The organism is Terriglobia bacterium (assembly GCA_020073085.1).
Lineage (GTDB): Bacteria > Acidobacteriota > Terriglobia > JAIQFV01 > JAIQFV01 > JAIQFV01.
Genome location: JAIQFV010000051.1, coordinates 1 through 17,309, shown reverse-complemented (window position 1 = coordinate 17,309; position 17,309 = coordinate 1). Strand labels below are relative to the sequence as shown.

The 17,309-nt window shown below is 53.6% G+C and carries 15 protein-coding genes; 6 read left to right on the top strand and 9 right to left on the bottom strand.

Features of this window, described 5'->3' with window-relative positions:
- Positions 1–141 precede the first annotated feature (141 nt).
- From LAO21_22615 to istB, 3 genes are all read left to right on the top strand, one after another.
- On the top strand, positions 142–639 hold the full coding sequence (locus tag LAO21_22615; GenBank protein ID MBZ5555510.1) for a transposase: 498 nt from the start codon (positions 142–144) through the stop codon (positions 637–639).
- Between the two features lie 83 nt (positions 640–722).
- On the top strand, positions 723–2,255 hold the full coding sequence (gene istA, locus LAO21_22610) for an IS21 family transposase (protein ID MBZ5555509.1): 1,533 nt from the start codon (positions 723–725) through the stop codon (positions 2,253–2,255).
- A complete protein-coding gene (gene istB, locus LAO21_22605) occupies positions 2,252–3,103 on the top strand; it encodes an IS21-like element helper ATPase IstB (protein ID MBZ5555508.1) in 852 nt (283 codons plus the stop codon). Before istA ends, istB begins: the two co-directional genes overlap by 4 nt.
- 124 nt (positions 3,104–3,227) lie before the next feature.
- On the opposite strand, the gene LAO21_22600 is transcribed toward istB, so the two are convergent.
- From LAO21_22600 to LAO21_22565, 8 genes are all read right to left on the bottom strand, one after another.
- Entirely contained in the window at positions 3,228–3,533 is a 306-nt protein-coding gene (locus LAO21_22600; protein ID MBZ5555507.1) for a transposase, read from the bottom strand.
- 228 nt (positions 3,534–3,761) lie between these two features.
- Entirely contained in the window at positions 3,762–5,480 is a 1,719-nt protein-coding gene (locus tag LAO21_22595; GenBank protein MBZ5555506.1) for a hypothetical protein, read from the bottom strand.
- Between the two features lie 224 nt (positions 5,481–5,704).
- A complete protein-coding gene (locus LAO21_22590; protein MBZ5555505.1) occupies positions 5,705–6,430 on the bottom strand; it encodes a hypothetical protein in 726 nt (241 codons plus the stop codon).
- A complete protein-coding gene (locus LAO21_22585; protein MBZ5555504.1) occupies positions 6,427–7,416 on the bottom strand; it encodes an ABC transporter ATP-binding protein in 990 nt (329 codons plus the stop codon). The genes LAO21_22590 and LAO21_22585 overlap by 4 nt, the downstream gene beginning before the upstream one ends.
- The gene (locus tag LAO21_22580; protein ID MBZ5555503.1) at positions 7,394–8,776 is read right to left on the bottom strand and encodes a radical SAM protein; all 1,383 of its coding nucleotides are present in this window, start codon (positions 8,774–8,776) and stop codon (positions 7,394–7,396) included. The genes LAO21_22585 and LAO21_22580 overlap by 23 nt, the downstream gene beginning before the upstream one ends.
- A gap of 1,356 nt (positions 8,777–10,132) precedes the next feature.
- Positions 10,133–10,360, bottom strand: a complete 228-nt coding sequence (locus LAO21_22575) for a LuxR C-terminal-related transcriptional regulator (protein MBZ5555502.1) — start codon at positions 10,358–10,360, stop codon at positions 10,133–10,135.
- Positions 10,361–11,036: 676 nt separating this feature from the next.
- On the bottom strand, positions 11,037–11,423 hold the full coding sequence (locus LAO21_22570; protein MBZ5555501.1) for a transposase: 387 nt from the start codon (positions 11,421–11,423) through the stop codon (positions 11,037–11,039).
- Positions 11,424–11,574: 151 nt separating this feature from the next.
- Positions 11,575–12,279, bottom strand: a complete 705-nt coding sequence (locus LAO21_22565; GenBank protein ID MBZ5555500.1) for a nucleotidyl transferase AbiEii/AbiGii toxin family protein — start codon at positions 12,277–12,279, stop codon at positions 11,575–11,577.
- A gap of 177 nt (positions 12,280–12,456) precedes the next feature.
- On the opposite strand from LAO21_22565, the gene LAO21_22560 reads away from it, so the two are divergent.
- The 3 genes from LAO21_22560 (at position 12,457) to LAO21_22550 (ending at position 16,398) form a co-directional block, all read left to right on the top strand.
- Positions 12,457–13,506 (top strand): transposase, encoded by a 1,050-nt coding sequence (locus LAO21_22560; protein MBZ5555499.1) that lies wholly within the window; start codon positions 12,457–12,459, stop codon positions 13,504–13,506.
- 13 nt (positions 13,507–13,519) lie between these two features.
- Entirely contained in the window at positions 13,520–15,976 is a 2,457-nt protein-coding gene (locus tag LAO21_22555; protein ID MBZ5555498.1) for a hypothetical protein, read from the top strand.
- 176 nt (positions 15,977–16,152) lie between these two features.
- The gene (locus LAO21_22550; protein ID MBZ5555497.1) at positions 16,153–16,398 is read left to right on the top strand and encodes a hypothetical protein; all 246 of its coding nucleotides are present in this window, start codon (positions 16,153–16,155) and stop codon (positions 16,396–16,398) included.
- A gap of 477 nt (positions 16,399–16,875) precedes the next feature.
- Here the strand turns inward: LAO21_22550 and LAO21_22545 are convergent, their stop codons facing one another.
- Positions 16,876–17,202 carry a hypothetical protein gene (locus tag LAO21_22545; GenBank protein MBZ5555496.1) on the bottom strand — a complete coding sequence of 109 codons (327 nt, stop codon included), beginning with the start codon at positions 17,200–17,202 and terminating at the stop codon, positions 16,876–16,878.
- Positions 17,203–17,309: the final 107 nt, after the last annotated feature.

Here is a 17,309-nt window from a genome sequence, read left to right as displayed (position 1 = left end):
CAAATGTTTGGGGTCGGACCAAGGCAACTCACTGAAAGGGTTGTCGAGGATTCGAAAAAAGGGTAATATTTGGCCCTTAGCAGTTGTTTTTTGCCCCCGAAATCACCCCCTTAGGAACATGGATCCGCGAGGAAACCTGCCATGGCGAGAGCCCATCGGCACTATCTGCCTGGAAAGATCTGGCATCTGACCCACCGCTGTCACGAGCGTCAGTTTCTGCTCCAATTCGGCCGCGACCGGCAAGCCTGGAGGGGGTGGTTGTATGAGGCCCGCAAGCGGCTGGGGTTGGGCGTGCTGGATTACATGGCCACCTCCAACCACGTCCATTTGTTGGTGGATGACCGGGAAGGTGGAGAGGTCATTCCGGCCTCGATGCAGTTGGTGGCGGGACGGGTCGGGCAGGAGTACAATCAGCGGAAGAAGAGGGGTGGCGCCTTTTGGGAAGATCGCTACCATGTGGCGTATATTGATTTGAACATGGTGCGGGCCGGGGTGGTCGCCCATCCGGAGGAATGGCCCGAATGTGGGTACGTGGAAATCCAGCATCCCAAGGCACGGTACAGGATCATCGATTACGAACGGCTGATGGAATTGATTGATAATGATAACGTAAAAGGGGACCACCTGGAGGGCAAATGATCATGTAAAAGGGACCCACCCCCCCTCACCCCTCTGCTAGAGTCCTGCGACTCAGGGAAGCAGCGTCGAGCAGAGGAGGAAGGATGATCGGGATGGATCAGTATGAACTGATACGGACGGCCTCGCGGGTGTACCACAAGAGCATTCGACAAATTGCACGAGAGACCGGGCATTGCCGGAAGACGATTCGTAAAGTACTGAAAGGAATGGAGCCTCTTTATCGGCGGCAAAAGAGCCGGTTCAGGCCACGGATGGAGCCCGTGGCGGCGGTGGTCCAAGGGTGGCTGGAGACCGACCGGCAAGCCCCCCGCAAGCAACGCCATACCAGCCGACGGATTTTCACCCGGCTGGTGGAGGAGTATAACTTTGAAGGAGCGCAGTCCTCGGTGCGACGGTGGGTGCGGGAGTTCAAAGCGCAACGGGGAGACGGGCGAGTGGCGGCGGTGATTCCGCTGGATCCGGAAGTGGCGCGGGAGGCCGAGGTCGATTGGGGGAGCGCCCAAGTGGTCATGGCCGGGGAACCGCTGACCGTGAAGCTGTTTTGCATGCGCTCGCGTTACAGCGGCAAGCCGTTTGTCCGGGCCTACCCGTGGGAACGCCAGGAGATGTTTTTTGATGGCCACCAACGAGCCTTCGATTATTTTGGCGGAGTTTTCCCGATTCTTGTTTTCGATAATCTGACATCGGCAGTGGCACAGGTGCTGCGAGGCCAGGCGCGTCGGGAACAGCAGCGGTTTATCTCGTTTCGCAGTTACTACAGTTTTGAAGCGCGTTTCTGTAATCCCGCCCGGGGGCAGGAAAAAGGGGGAGTGGAGGGATTGGTTGGCTATGCCCGGCGCAACTTTCTGGTGCCGATCCCGGAAGTGGAGAGTTTCGAAGAACTCAATGCGCTCCTGCTGGAACGATGCCTGGAACAAGGAACGCGTCCCATTGCAGGGCGCGAGGACCGCCGCACGATCGAGGAGCGGCATGAGGAGGAGCAGGCGCGATTGATCTCGCTTCCCGCCACTCCGTTTGAAAATCACAAACTGTTGCCCGTGAAAGTCTCTCGCTACAGCACGGTGCAGGTGGATCGCAATCGTTACTCCGTGCCGACGGCCTACGTCGGTCGCTGGATGGAAGCGCAGATGGGCTGCGATCGTGTGCGCGTTTATGCCGATCAGACATGTGTGGCGGATCACGCCCGGCTGTTCGGCAACAGCAAGTGGCAGATCCATGCGTTGCATTACCTGGCGCTGATTCATCAGCGCATCGGGGCCTTTGAAACGGCGCGGCCGATTCGGCAGTGGCGGGCCGAGTGGCCCTCCGACTACGAGACCTTGCTGGGGCAATTGCGTCGGCGGTTGGGGGACAACCGGGGCACGCGTGAGTTTGTGGAGGTGCTGCAATTGCATGGCAGTTACCCGGCGGAACGAATCCAATCCGCGGTCGCGGAAGCGCTCCAGTTTCAGACCTACGGGTATGAAGCGGTGAAACATCTGCTGGTGCGACAAGACAGCCCCGGATGGCAGTGTCCTCCGCTGGAATGCGATCTGATTCCCGGAGTGACGGACCGGCAGATCGCGTTGGGGGATCTCTCCCACTATGACCGGCTGTTGGAAGGAGGCGCGCGATGAGTCGAGCCTCCGAAGAAGTGTTGTTGGACGATCATCTGCACCGGCTGAAGCTGCCGGCCATGTTACGCCAGTACCGGGAATGCGGACGCGCCGCACGAGAGTCCGCCCAAAGTTACGAGAGTTACTTGCTGGATCTGACCACGACCGAAGTGGAACAGCGCCGGGCCCGGCAACTGGAACGGCGATTGTACGAAGCCCGCTTCCCGGTGCTCAAGACGCTGGAAAACACCGAACTGGCCAAGTGGCCGGGCCTCGAAGCGCTGCAGTTGCGCGAGTATGCCGAAGGACATTACATCGCGCGACGGGAGAACATCATTCTGATCGGCAAGCACGGGACGGGCAAAACCCACGCCGCCACGGTGCTGGGCGTGGAAGCCTGCCGGCGCGGCTACCGGGTGTTGTTTCAGACCGCCGCCGATCTGGTCAATACGCTGCTGGAGGCTCGCGAGGAGCGGCACTTGAAGCGCACCCTGGAGCGACTGACGCGGTATCAGTTGCTGATCCTCGACGAAGTGGGTTACATCCCGTTCTCCCCGGAAGGAGCGCAGCTGCTCTTCCAGGTGTTTTCGGACCGCTACGAGAAGGGGTCGATGGTGGTGACCTCGAACCTGGCTTTTGCTCAGTGGACCACGGTCTTTGGAGATGCCGCCCTGACCGCCGCTTTGCTGGACCGGCTGACCCATCACAGCACGATCCATGAGTTTAACTGGGAAAGTCACCGTTTTGCGGAGAGTTTGAGCAAGAAACAGAAATCAAAAAAGTCTGTAAGTCGCGAAGTGGCTGCCACTTCCGGCCCTGCCGGGCCGAATAAGGAGATGCATCAAGTGGGGGCCCCCGGCCCCACTTGATTCATGACATTCCTTTAATTAAAACCCCCAGGGGGTGGGTACCTTTTACATGATCAAGGTGGGTACCTTTTCGATTGTCAAAAGCAAAGGCCGGTTAAGCCTCGAAAACACCCGGTTTTGGAACTTATTCTCTTATCTTAAAGCAAGTTAGCTTGGTCCGACCCCAGTGCATTCCATTCAGTTGTTCCATCAAGAGCCGTTCACTGCGAATACTATAGAACGATTGCAGCAACAGGGCGCGCAGCAGCTTCTCCGGCGGAATCGACGCCCGACCGGTCCACGAGTACAGCTTCTCGAACTGGGGCGACAGCGCCTGCAAGGCTTCATCCACCATTTTCCGAATCGGCCGCAAGGGATGATCTTCGGGGACTCGTTGTTCCGGCGAAAGATAACTGAACATCACGCTCTGTTGGATATCGGCTCCACGCATGGCTCTCATCCTCCATCGAGTTTGTTCTTAGCTGCTGGTGTTTAGATACGATGGAGATGAAAATGGTTACATGCACAATTGGAAAATAATCGAGTTTTTCAGCAACCTGCTAGGCTGGAAAAGACACCAATGCTCGAATCATGGAGGTTACGGTGGATAAGGTCTTAGCAAAAAACAGGCTACAGGTAACTGGCATCCTTACCGCAACCTAAATTCGGGCAAGTCCATCTACGGGATGGGAAACACCGAATTTACAAATTGAATGGGCGGAATGGGCCGATCACGCAGTAGGACGCGAGTGGCAAGGTCCACTAGCGTCATAAGCTTGGAGTGATCATCTTGAATTCGTTTGGCCCGCTCCACGGCGTCATCGAAGTCGATCTTCGCGTAGCCCGCAATCGCACGCGAGTAACGGACCGATAACTTTATCCCCAAATTCTCATTTGTTTGTCTTTGTTTTTCAGTGCTCACTGCCTGTCCCAACTCCTCGAACGCCTGATCATAATTTTCAAACGCCGTCTTGTAGAGATTTCGCGCTTGTTCCTGTTCGATCTTAGCGGCGCTTTCGGCCAGCATCGTAAAAAGAACGGCTCGATCCTCTTTGGCTCTTATCTTCTCAGCAGCCGTCATGGCGTCGGCCAAAACACTGCGGGCCTTTTCCTTGTCCAGAGATGCATAACCTCCAGCGATTGCAGCCAAGGCCAATGCTTCCTGCTTCTTATCGTCGATGTACTGCACAAAATCCGATGCCTTCTTGGGATTGGACGCCGCCAAACTCGTCGCGAAAGCACCACTCATCATGCTCCGTTGGCGCTCCGGCAACTTCTGTGGGTCAAGCTTGTCAAGCATTCTCTCTTGTTGTGCTTGTGGGCCTTCCACAATATCCAAGTTCGGGCTCATCAGCGACGAGCTTAACAGTCCGCCCGACATGTTGTCCACGGCTTGGACCGCTGGTAGGATCTCTTTTTCAAGCGCTGCTGCACGCTCTGGTTCCAATTTCTTCATAACTGGCAGGAGCATCCCCTTGGCAATGGCGCCGAACGAAAACGGCATGGGCATCACCGGGTGTCCCGTCTTTTTCGACTCTTCCTGAAGGGCTTTCGAAAAACCCTCTTCCATAACAGGAATCTTCTGCAACACAACATCGATCGCCTGTATAGTCAGATTCCGGTTCAGGTTGGACAGAGTTCTGACCAAAGTAATAAACGAAATGACCTGCAAAAAAGTTGGGTCCTCGACAGTGAATTGTTGCACTATCTCGCTGTATAGGTCCTGCGCTTGGTCCGGCGAGCTCGCTTTGAGTTTCGCGGCTAAAGGAAGAATCGCTTGGTAAGGGAAATTCCGCTCTCTTAACGTCGGGAGGACAAGAATCATGGCACGAGGAAGGTCTTTTTCCGCAAGTTTCAAAGCCACCTTTTGGATGGCAAGAGCACGGAAGTTTGTCTTTCCCTTTCCGAAAAGAGATTCGAATACAGTCTGTTCTGTCGGTCGTGGCTGATCTATGCGACGCGCCAATTCCATGGCTGCCTCCGCATCTATGTCCGCGAGCCCGACCGCCAAGCGACTTTGAAATTCCGCTTTGTTGAATTGTTCTTCATCCAAAGGAACCTCTTGTGTAGCCTCAAAGCCGGCTCGATAAATCTGAGCGGCTCTGGCCTTATCCACTTGTTTCATTGTGTCGGCAATCTGTGTTAAGGCCTCGACTTTCACGCTGGGCTTCGCATTGATGGCCAACTGATAGGCCTGGTCCAAAATGACAACGGCTTTCTGAGTGCCGCCTTGCATCCCTATCTTTTTAGCTTCTTTGGTAAAGGCTTGACCTGCGTTGTTTTGTGAATCCATTGGCGTCGGCGATGCTGGGAGTGGTTTCGCCCCTCCGCACATTGATCCAAACAGAATCAACCCCACAGCTGCCCAGCGAAGAAATCCATGAAGCCTACTTTTCATTCTTCCTCTCATTGAACACCTCCAGAACCTACAGGCACGACGGTTTGCTCGGACTGGGAAGACCCCGCTCCTGTATGGCTAACCAGAAAGCACAGTTTCAAATCCCAAAGCCACGAGGTCAGGCAGAGTGGCGTCCGGAAACCTCTTGTTCAAATAAGTCCGGTAGGAAAAACTCCTTGATATACCCCACATCTAGAATCACCCTTCCGATATTCAATCTTCGCCTAAGAGCGCCCAACGACGATCCTCTCATTGGTAAGCAGGTGCGACAGCAACCATGCGAGTGCGATAAGACTTGTGGCTATCGAGAGCTGCACAAAATCCGACGTCCAGGTCAATCGGAGTTGCCTGATTCTTGCTGATGATCCCCCGAGATACGCCACTCCGCCAAGAAAAAACACTGCATTGCAGATCGCAGCATTCCACAAGATAAGGTTGATAGCGCTTAGTAAACAAACAATAGCTATGGAAGACAGGGGCAAGACAACCAAAGCGAAAAACACGGCCTGAGCGCTTGGCCACACGATATCGGGGGAAGCCTTGGAACTGAGGGTAAAGGCAATAAATCCCACAACGCATGACACGTATGAAAACAAGATTGCCACGATAAACACAAAAGAGCTCTTCCCCAACCAGATTGTACGCGCTGAGAGCGGCGTCGTTAGTAAAGTCTCCAAAGTTTTGGTGTATTTCTCTTTCATAAAGATGTTGTTAATGAGCATGAATACCACGAACATATTCATTGAAAGCGCGTAATGGGTAAACAACAAATCTACGATCAGCGTGGTCACGCCCGGTAAGAACTGGAGCGACCTTGCTACAACAATGAAGTTGAAAATCCCCCCCATGAGAAGCAGAGCCATGGTGACCATGGTAGTAGATTTTCTACCGAGTTCTTTGTACTCCTTGGCTGCGATGATTTGAAAATCCTGAAGCAGTCGCATATTCATTGGTGCCAATCACGTTGCCTTCGTTCCACAAGGATGTGGAACACATCGTTCAAAGCTACCGGGAGGTTCTCGATATGGGTCTTCGTAAGCCGCCGCTCGGCCAACAGTTTGTCAAGAAGCAGGGCCTGATCGGGAGCCCTGAGGAGAATTACGACACTACGATCCGTCGTAGCGCAACTGACAGGAGAAAAATCGTTGATAGCCGCCTCGAAGACTTGTTTATCTAAATCTGTTTCGAAGCACACTCTTTTTTTCATGTTCTGAAATCGGGCTAGCAAAGAGTCGATGGGTTCAAACGCGAGCAGTATGCCTCCGTCGATCATTGCGACTTTAGAGCAGACGTCTTGTACCTCCTCCAAGTGGTGTGAGGAGAAAAAAACTGTCTTTCCACGCTTTCCCAATTGGCGAATCAAGTCAAGAATCTCCTTCTGAAACAATGGATCCAGTCCTGCTGTAGGTTCATCCAAGACCAGCAGCTCCGGATCCCACAGAAGGCATCTCGCTAACGCGAGTTTCTGCTTCATCCCTTTAGATAGCCGCCCGGCCTTTTCTGCCCCCCTGCCTGCCAAACCGGTAAGATCGAGAAGACTGCGAATTCTCTCCTCCGCCTTTGGGACTCGATAAATGCGCGCATAAAGCATTAGATTATCACGAACTTTGAGGTCATCATAGATACCCGGATTCTCCAGTACGCAAGAGATCCTTCTCTTCTCGGCGAAACCAAATCTATCTGTAGGGCAGCCGAACGTACTCGCACTACCAGCAGATGGAGCCAGAATTCCCAGAATAATTCTGATCGTGGTAGTCTTTCCGGCACCGTTGGGACCGATAAAGCCGACCGTTTCGCCGCGCGCCACTGCAAAGCTCACATTGTGAAGGGCCACATGGTCCCCAAACCGCTTGCACACGCCATCGAAGGCGATAACATTCTCCACGGCACACCCATACGGCGCTGAAACAACATCAGAAAATTCGTCCAATGCCATCATTTTCATATTTACTAAACTTGCGAAAGAGGTTTTGCACCCCACAAGAAACCGCCCACCTACAAAGCTGATGTTCTCTTTCGACGATAGTCAGCGCTCGGACCGAGCACCCCTTACAGAAGGGAACATACCTACACCCCCCGCATCGTTCGGGAGAAGGATTTCTGAGTTCCGCAAATGCCTTGAAGATGGGCTTTCTGAAAACATCTTCCAGTGATTCCTCCGATAAATCTCCTACGTGCTCCTCCTCCGCTAGGAAGAGACAGGCCTTGATCTTGCCCGATGGGGTGAGCGCCACGTTCTTGGTTCCGATACCGCAACTTCCAAAATCCTTCTCGGCTCTTTTCAATTCCTCCGCTGGGAGAATTGGAATTATATCTCTGTTCTGCTCGATAACGCTAGACTCTAACTCTTGAATCTCTTTGGCCCTTGAGGGTTCCCAGGTCCATGCCTCCTGCTTGCCACGACCATAAGCAATCGCAGGTGCATAGGAGAAAATTTTCACTCCCAGGGACCGGACGAAATTTGCAGTGCTGTCGAGATCTTGTATGTTGCGCGGTGTGACGCACATGCCGACTCGCAAGCGGACTCCTTCTCGCACAAGCGCTCTTATTCCGCAAACCACCTTGTCGAAGCTACCTGGACCCCGGTGCGTATCATGATATTCTGCTGAGGAACCATCAAGGCTCACGCTTATGACAAGTTTATCCTTGTATTGAGCCATGCGCTGTGCTGCTGCAGTATCAATAAGCGTGCCATTGGTGAGCAGTCCAATTCTCTGAAAGGTCCCACAGCAAAAATCGAGGACGTCCCAGAAATGTGGAGACAATATCGGTTCTCCACCAGTCAACTCCAGGCTCATTAGGCCAAGGCGGTTCCATTCCAAAAGGATGGACTTCAGCTGCTCGAAGGAGAGCGAGTCTGTCACTCCCTGAAATTCGTTGTAGCAATAAAGACACCGCAAGTTGCACCTTGCTGTTAGCTCTACAGAGATGTGGTAAGGAATGTAGTAGTCGAAGCTGCCGGTAAAGCGTGCCGTGGCTGCCTCGGCACCGTTCCGGTGGAATTTAATGAACTTGCTCTTCTTTGCTTTGATTAGAAACGATCTTACCTGCTTTCGCCCGATCTCGATACTTTCTGCTGGGTAGATCGCACGAACTATTTCGTCAGTGCTATTTCGACCTGTGCAGAGAGACAAGATCCTGCTTGCTGTATGATTTACAAACTGGAGGCCATAATGGCCGAGCCCGAGCACCTTCTGCGATTTCAAGGGGAAAACTAGAACTCCTTCGCGTGGTGTCCTATGCAGGGCTTGGACATCTTTTGCTAGCCGAGGATAGAAGTGTTTGTCAAGAAACATCATCGTTCCCCTTGACCCCAGTCCCATCCGCAAGGAAGTTTGGTGACCGCGGATATGAGTAGAGGTCCTTGCGGTTCAGTATCCTAAGCCGGACGAGCCGAAACCAAAGAGCGTTAATTTGCAAAATTCGGGCAATTTCAAAACGCACCTACGATTGTCATGAATGAGGTGTCAAATTCGACTCGTAAGAATTCTTTTCAAATAAGGACGCAACACCCATCGATCACCAGCCAGCATCCTGGCGGTATGCCTGACCTATGAAATACACACGATACAGCATGGTGCATCCCTCGCCTAAGGGAGGGAATTCGATGAGGGGCCTTTTAGGAACTTTTAACAGCCAAGCACTTATCCGTGTGTAAGCCAAGAAACTTTGCGGCCTGTCTTACAACCGCCCCGAATTGAGCTTGGAGGCAACCCTGCCAGAAACCGTTCTTCCTCCGCCTTTCTGGGCTCCGCTTCCAAAATCAGTTGATAAAGTCCCAGTACGAAACCGTTGATGTCTTATTTGTAAATCTCTCAGCGGGCCAAAGAACGCGGGGATGGGGACGTTAGGATCACATCTCTGTGCTCCTCGCTATGCAGCCTGCACCGTTCTACGCATGCCTTTAGAGTATGGTCGTTTGTCAACCCAAATTCTGGAAATTAGCAACTGCGCCCAGCTCTGGGAACATCCTGCCACAATGAAAATCTCCAGCTTCTACGAATCCCGCGTCTTCCATTGTGGCAGGAATACGATGACGAGGCGCCAGACGGCTGGTTTCCTCCACAATCAAACCACAGGAGCAAAGCCTCAATGACATGGATCATCCGTACTACCGATAACACTCGCTCTGGCCATATGAGGACGTCGCCGACTGGAACGGTCCCTGCACACCTCATCGCGGCAGGGGAAGCAAGCGTCAATCATAATACCCTGCAACGTAAATAAGGGTCAGAAGCAGGTCTGTAGCTGCCCAGTCCGCAAGCTGAATTGGTGTAGGTCCACACAAAACACACGCACCGCAGGCCCCACACGCCCAGCACGCCCCGCACTCTCCACGACCTGCCCCGAGCATCTCAGGTTGGTCAACTGGCATACGCAATCACCTCCTCCTCTAATTGCACTGTACGGGATCGAAATCTAATTGAAGTAGGGGCTCAAAAGCCTCGAAGCTCTTTCTTAATGTTTCAGTATCACGCATTCCCGATCACTAAACCAACATCTTCCAGATGTCATGGAGAATCACCAGCGATGTCATTAGCGAATAAGATGTCTGCGGGAACGGTCGCTCCGAGGAGCATCATCTATGAATCAACTCCAATAGCCTATCACCTCCCGCAACGATTTCAATAGACCAAGTTAACTAGTTACCGTTATCCCTTTCGCAATGACACTTTATTCTTGGCCGCGAAAGAAACGAGCTCTGCCGCAGAGTGGATTTCTAATTTCAGACAAATATTTCTTCGATGGGCATGGATAGTGTACTGGCTAATTTCGAGGCATTGTGCGATTTCCTTGCTAGTCAAGCCATCTCCAACGAGTCGAAAAACTTGCTGCTCCCTGGGGGTTAAGATCAGGCTTCGGAAATTATCAATCTTCATGATTCCGCCTCCAAGACTTCGCCCATGCGAATCACAAACGGCTGTATTGTGAAAAATCCACGTGCATCACGCAATTCTGCAGAGAATACTTGGAGCAGAATTCCGGATGATCTCAGTGCTGGTTATCGCATTTTGGGGAAGATCCCAGTCGACCAAATAGGGGGGATTGGATCACAGTCGTATCTATACGAACAGTATTCCAGGCACCCCGAATCAATCTGAACGCGTAGAAACACAAAACTCGCAACCTGAGTTTCCACTCACCGATCCGACCTCGCTGGAGCGATTGGAGCTGCTGCAAAAAGGGGGTCAATGCGTTTCGCACGGTTGGACCACTAATAATGGCAGACTTCAGGTAACTTGTGATCACCTCAGATAGGGGTCTCAACATTAAAGCCTCCTCAGAGAGAGGAGAACTAGGGTCAGAAGAGTAATCTCCTAAACTCGACAAGGATCTCTTTCAGGGACGAAGGGGAGGTATGCGATACTTACCACCAAAGCATTCCTGATGTCAAGCAGAACAGTGAACTCTTTCATAAAGCCTTAACTTCTGCTGAAAGGGGCACCCTCAAGTTGGTTTCATAACATCCAACTGCTTTTTCGGGGCAACGTTTTCAACCGCGAGGTTGCGACGATCTTTGAGGGCAGATTCAAGCAGGATTCACTGCTGTCCAAATTAGCTGTAGGAGAATTCCAGTTGTTGGACAAGGGAAACCGCTCCGGGGGGTGCTTCCAAGGGATGATCGATCCAGTGCCACAAGCTGCGATACGTGAACAGGTTCAGCCATAAGAGGGCCGCCAAGTTCGACAGGTGCCACCCCCAGTGAGAGCTCAACTGCAGGAACTTGAGGATCAAAATGGCAATCAGGGCTGTCCAAATCTGGATCTTCAGCGCATTGGCGCTAGTCCCCACGAAGATCTTGACCTTGAGATTTTGCTTCAGCGCTTTGAAGAACAACTCGATCTGCCAGCGATCTTTGTAAATGCGGGCGATGGTGGTGGCGCCCAAGGTCAGATGAGTGGTCAGCAACACCAGCACGTCCCCGGTCTCGGGACGAAGCACTTCCAGGCGTCGGAAGAAGTGGGGACAATCCTGATGAGCTTTCGGACTCTTCCAGAAAATGATCTGGTCTTTGAGAATAATAACTAGGAACAGTCACCTGTTTGTGAGCAGAGATACGGAGATTCGGGACGATTCCGGATTTCGGTTGAAACTAGGACTCAGCAGCTTTTTCTAAAAAACCCTTCTTCAACTTCTCCACCTGCAGGCGAATCTGTTCGAACCTATCACCATAACTGAGCGGACCTCTGGCCATATCGGTGAGCAAACTGTAATGGGAATTTTCTCTTGTTTCATCGTCCAGGATGGCTTTGACGCGGTTTAGCGTTTCAGGGTCAGCCATTCTTGCCATATCACGCCCGAGAAGCCTGATGCTTGCAAGTCCTACATCGAACTTTTCTTCCTGGAGCAATTCCTGTTCAGTATCATATAACCTGTCAAAGGTTCCGACCGATTCGTAATTGTCCATGATCAGCAGGAGATCCTCGGCATCCTTACTTCTCTCCGGGTATTTCTCTTTCCACGATAAGATCTTCATCAGTGCCAGTCCCGGCAGCGTAGGCAATTTAATATCGAGTATTGGATTAGTGCTCAATCTGACAGTGATGGAGTTTTCATATGCCTCCTTGAAGCCAATCACGCTCATGAATACCTCGTGCTCCGGAGGCCACGCAATTTTCCGTCCCGCATCCGCAATGAGGCCGAATGGCAGCATATCATTGGGAAGAGAGTCGAAGTGAAGACGCTGGCGCTCTCTCTTGTCGGGGGAGAACTTTCCCGTGGCCTTCAATGCTTCCATCAGTTCGTCGAACTTCCGCCAGTTGGCAACTTCTACTGCGAGGTCAATGTCCCTTGTCATCCTTGGAATAATGTATATCAGATCGGGACTTTGGACATTCCGTGGATCGGCAACCTCCCACCTAATCCGAAGCGCATTTGTTGATCCTCCCCCAGGCGAACGGGCTATAATGGGTCAGTACCCCCCAGCACGGAGACGATCTACTACTAGCCAACCTTCCCCCGAAGCGGAGTTCCCATGGCCAGGCCGTTACGCATTCAGTGCGAAGGGGGATGGTATCACATTACTTCGAGAGGGAATGAGCGGCAGCCGATTTTTCGTGATGACGAGGACCGCCGCGAATTTCTGGGACGGCTCAGCGAAATGACGGAGCGGTATCGCCTGCAGCTGCACGTCTACACCCTCATGGACAATCATTGGCATGGGTTGCTGGAAACGTTGGAAGCGAACCTCAGCCGGGCCATGCAATGGTTGAATAGTGGGTACAGCAGCTGGTTCAATGGGCGATATCGACGAGCGGGACACCTTCTGCAGGGTCGATTCAAAGCCATCGTCGTGGAGCCGCAACGCTGGGGGTTGGAGCTGAGCCGTTATGTGCACCTCAACCCCATTCGCGTCGAACGCTTCGGGTTGAACAAACAGAGTCGGCGACGAAATCAAGTGGGAGTAGGGAGGGAACTGGCGACTGCTGTGTGGAAAGATCGCATTGAGTTTTTGAGGAACTACCGATGGAGTTCCTATCGCGCCTACATTGGCCTGGAGCCAGCCCCTGCATGGTTAACCACTCAGGCCGTGCTGGGCTGGATGGGGGGAGAGGAGGAGCAGCGCCACGAGGCGTATCGGGAGTATGTGGAGTCGGCCGCGCGGGAGGGCCTGATCCAGACTCCGTGGGATCAGTTGCAGGCGCAGGTGGCGTTGGGGGATGATGCCTTTGTCCGAGACTTGGCGCTCAAAGCGCAAGGCGATGAGCACGAGCAATCGAGTCTGCGACAATTGAAAAGAAGACTGGAGTTTGGTGCCGTGCTGGAAGTCGTAGAGCAAATGAAGCGAGAAGGATGGAACCAATTCTCCAGTCGGCACGGGGACTGGGGGCGGGATATGGTCTTCTTTTTGGCTCGCCATTACTGCGGAATGACCCTCAAACAGTTGGGAGAGCGGGCAGACTCGATCGACTCCTGGGCAGTCAGCAAGGGCATCCTCCGCTTCGAAGCGCGATTAAAGAAAGATCCTCAACTGAGGGAACTGCTTGCACTCGCGAACTCACAATTGTCCAAAGTCCCGACCTGACCCCCGCTTTTTTTTGACGTCGAATCCGACCCATGGAACCGGGGAGGCGACGGATGGATGGGCCCGCACGACCCGCGACGAACTCGGTCGAGTGGTCGAAGTGGCCACATTCTCAGGATCGGCCCAACCGCCCAGTACAGGCACGAACGGAAACTGGACCGGCAGCCTCACCACCACCTACTATGCCAATGAGACGACGGTGAGCGATCAGGCCGGCAAGGCCCGCAAGAGCATCAGCGATGCGGCCGGGCGGATGGCGCAGGTGATTGAAGATCCCAATGGCGCCGCCTATCAAACCACTTACACTTATGACGTGCTGGACGATTTGACGGTTGTGCAGCAGGGCGTGCAGACCCGCACGTTCACTTACGATACCTTGAAGCGACTGACCAGCGCGACCAATCCCGAGAACGGGACCATCAGCTATACATATGATGATAACGGCAATGTGACGACCCGCACCGATGCCCGAAATGTAGTCACCTGTTATGGAACGTGGGAGGGTGGCAGTTGCAGCACGAGTACGGGGTATGATGCCTTGAATCGGCTCAGGAAAAAGACCTACTCAGACTCAGCACCAGGAGTTACCTACACGTATGATGACGCGAGTGTCAGCAACTCCAAGGGCCGCGTCACTCAGATCAGTTCCAGCGTCTCAATTACAGACTTGAAGAGCTATGATGCGATGGGGCGAATCGCAGAGAGTTGGCAGACGACCAGCGGAGAGACCTACAAGATGTATTACGGGTATAATCTGGCGGGGGGAATGACCTCCCAGACGTATCCTTCGCAACGGACAGTGACGACCAGCTACGATGCGGCGGGGCGGGCGAGCAGCGTGAGTGGATCGGGCAATGAGACATATGTGAGCACCATCAGTTACGCCGCGCACGGCGCCATGCAGACGATGGCCCTGGGCAACGGTCTGACGGAAACCTTATCCTACAACAGCCGCCTTCAGCCGCTCTCCATTGGTGTGGGTTCGCTCGTGAGCTTCGGCTACGACTACGGCACGACGAATAATAATGGGAACATCTTGAGTCAGACGATCAGCGCCCCGGGGCTCAACGTGACGCAATCCTATAGTTACAACGACCCGATGAACCGGCTGACGGGGATCAGCGAGAGCTCGGGCTGGAGTCAGACCTACGGGTACGATCGGTACGGGAATCGCAACACGGGGTGGTCCAGTTCGCAGTACCTGCCGCTGCAGGTGCCGGCCATTAGTGAAATCAACAACCGCATTACGGCGGCGAACTACAGCTACGATGCAGCGGGCAATCTGACACAATGGCCGACGGCACTGGGAACCAGCGTCTACGATGCCGAGAACAAGATGATCAGCTTCAACGGCGGCGAGGCCACGTACAGCTATGATGGCGAGGGACGACGCGTAAGAAAAGCGACCGGGGGTACGACCACGGTGTTTGTGTACAACGCGGTGGGGCAGATGGTGGCGGAGTATTCGAGCGTCACGCCATCGAGTGGAGGGACGCAGTACATTATTGCCGATCACCTGGGGAGCACGCGGGTGGTGATGGATGCCGGCGGCGCCGTCATCGCCCGACATGACTACCTGCCGTTCGGAGAGGAAATTTCGTCAGGCATTGGCGGGCGAACGACAGGAATGGGCTATGCGGCCGACGATGGTATCCGGCAGAAATTTACCTCGAAGGAACGAGATTCTGAGACGGGCTTGGACTATTTCCTCGCTCGTTACTACTCCTCTGCCCAAGGTCGATTCCTCAGTCCTGATGAATTTGCAGGTGGCCCTGACTTCCTGTTTGGTGGTGGGGAGAGTTCAGAAGGCGCCCTTCCTTACGCTGATATCACGGACCCTCAATCGTTAAATAAGTATGTCTATGTCTACAACAGACCCTTGGTCTACATCGATCCGGACGGACATGATCCGGTGGCAGCGGCTCTCGATCCGACTGTCCAATCTCTGACGCGCCAACCTTCACCGCCGGCGCACAAGCAGTCCTGGTGGAGCAGCCTTAAGAAGTATTTTTATGCGAAAGTCGAGGGCGGGGGTGGCATTGGCTTCAAAGCAAAGATTGGCCCTGTCAAGCCAGAAGTTGTAGTAAAAAGAACCTGGGAAGTCAAGAACAGTTCCGAGGGCAACACGAAATCTGAGGTAAAGGAAGCAGGCGTAGCGGTTGAACTTGGCGGTTATAAGGTCGGACTATCCGAGGGAACCACTCAAGTGCAAATGGAAGGTAACCAGAGAGTCGATCGCCCCGTCAAGCCGAACGTCACTCTCGGATATCAAAGAGGGAGCTTCCAGGGGTCAAATTCTGAAATCGGGGTTGGCCTTAGTATCTGCGTAGTACTGTGCGGCGGAATTGAGGTTGGCATCCGGGGTGACCAGGTGATCAACGCTATTGGAGATGCGTTCAGCAACTACGTAACCTCGCGGATTGATGCTAGCAGATTGGCCCCAACCGGGCGAGAGGCTCCACACCAGTGAGGAGGTCGTGCCATGAGAAAACTAAGACCCAACGTAAGGCGCGGTGATTGAATATGTCTAAATGGCTCAGGTCTAACAGAATTCGCGCTCTATTCTCCTACTCATCGTGGGCGGTGGTGTGCCTTGGTGGCTTCATGGTTTTCATGTTGTCTCCGTGGTTTCAGCAAATTGAAGCGATGCCTAGGGGCGAACTTTTTCTTAGGATATTGGGCGGCGCGGTAGGGGTTGTCGGTGCACCGGCGGGGCTAATCATCTGGTTTGGGATGGTGGCTTTTTGTGCGTGCGAAGACCGGTCCCCGGTCAGCGCCAAGATCTTCTGGTTCGTTCTTTTTTTCACCACGGCGTTCTTTGGGGCAGCGGCCTACTTCTTTAGGGTCTACAGGAAACAAGTCCAACGGGCGAGCGTACCCGTCTCGCCCTAATAGAAGAATTCAGGAGAATTTTAGATTTTAGGATTTTAGGGTCACACATCTCAAAGTTGTGTCAAGAGGCAACACTACTCTCCGTGCCCAGCCGAGTATTTCTGTGTGTTTTCCCCCGGTCGCGAGTGAGTCGATGGTCTTCGAACGCCACTCCATCTTTTCTCCATCGAGACTGGTGTGCAGATCCGGCAACCGCACCGGTTCTTTCTTGTCAGCGACTCTGAGTCCCACGGACTCGTTCAGTCACACATCCGGATTAAGGCCTTCCTGAGGAAACAGCCAGCTCTCGGTTCTCTCCGGCCCCTGGCTCCTCTTGGAGCCCCAGAAATGATTCCGTACCAGCCCTGGTCCACGCGGTGGCCACCCGGGGTGGCCGATCAGATCCTGTGGTTGGTCTCCCCTGACGGCAGAAGGGCGACTCCGTGACCTGGCTCCCAGCCCGATGGTGTTCTGCTCTCGATCCAGACCCGGGGCCAATCAGACCTGACGGCTGACGGCTCCAACCCTTGCCCCACGGCTCCCGGATCTGGATCGAGCGGTGGACCCGAACAGCCGGTTCGGATCAAACTGCACGCCCTCGCGCATCACAAAATAACTGGCCCGACACAGCTTACTGGCCAGCGCTTTCAGTCCCAGCACCCGCCGCCGGCCGGCACTCTTGCGGTCCACAAAAGTTCGGGCCTCGGGATAGTAGCGCGCCGCAAAATGGGCCGCTTCCATAAACGCCCAGCACAAATACCGGTTGCCGCACTTGCGATTGTTCTGGCCTTTGCAAATGTTTGGGGTCGGACCAAGGCAACTCACTGAAAGGGTTGTCGAGGATTCGAAAAAAGGGTAATATTTGGCCCTTAGCAGTTGTTTTTTGCCCCCGAAATCACCCCCTTAGGAACATGGATCCGCGAGGAAACCTG

Bases quoted from the DNA above. Each gene is read 5' to 3' on its own strand.
- LAO21_22615 (MBZ5555510.1), top strand. From the start codon at position 142: ATGGCGAGAGCCCATCGGCACTATCTGCCTGGAAAGATCTGGCATCTG.
- istA (MBZ5555509.1), top strand. From the start codon at position 723: ATGATCGGGATGGATCAGTATGAACTGATACGGACGGCCTCGCGGGTG.
- istB (MBZ5555508.1), top strand. From the start codon at position 2,252: ATGAGTCGAGCCTCCGAAGAAGTGTTGTTGGACGATCATCTGCACCGG.
- LAO21_22600 (MBZ5555507.1), bottom strand. From the start codon at position 3,533: ATGCGTGGAGCCGATATCCAACAGAGCGTGATGTTCAGTTATCTTTCG.
- LAO21_22595 (MBZ5555506.1), bottom strand. From the start codon at position 5,480: ATGAAAAGTAGGCTTCATGGATTTCTTCGCTGGGCAGCTGTGGGGTTG.
- LAO21_22590 (MBZ5555505.1), bottom strand. From the start codon at position 6,430: ATGAATATGCGACTGCTTCAGGATTTTCAAATCATCGCAGCCAAGGAG.
- LAO21_22585 (MBZ5555504.1), bottom strand. From the start codon at position 7,416: ATGGCATTGGACGAATTTTCTGATGTTGTTTCAGCGCCGTATGGGTGT.
- LAO21_22580 (MBZ5555503.1), bottom strand. From the start codon at position 8,776: ATGTTTCTTGACAAACACTTCTATCCTCGGCTAGCAAAAGATGTCCAA.
- LAO21_22575 (MBZ5555502.1), bottom strand. From the start codon at position 10,360: ATGAAGATTGATAATTTCCGAAGCCTGATCTTAACCCCCAGGGAGCAG.
- LAO21_22565 (MBZ5555500.1), bottom strand. From the start codon at position 12,279: ATGACAAGGGACATTGACCTCGCAGTAGAAGTTGCCAACTGGCGGAAG.
- LAO21_22560 (MBZ5555499.1), top strand. From the start codon at position 12,457: ATGGCCAGGCCGTTACGCATTCAGTGCGAAGGGGGATGGTATCACATT.
- LAO21_22550 (MBZ5555497.1), top strand. From the start codon at position 16,153: ATGCCTAGGGGCGAACTTTTTCTTAGGATATTGGGCGGCGCGGTAGGG.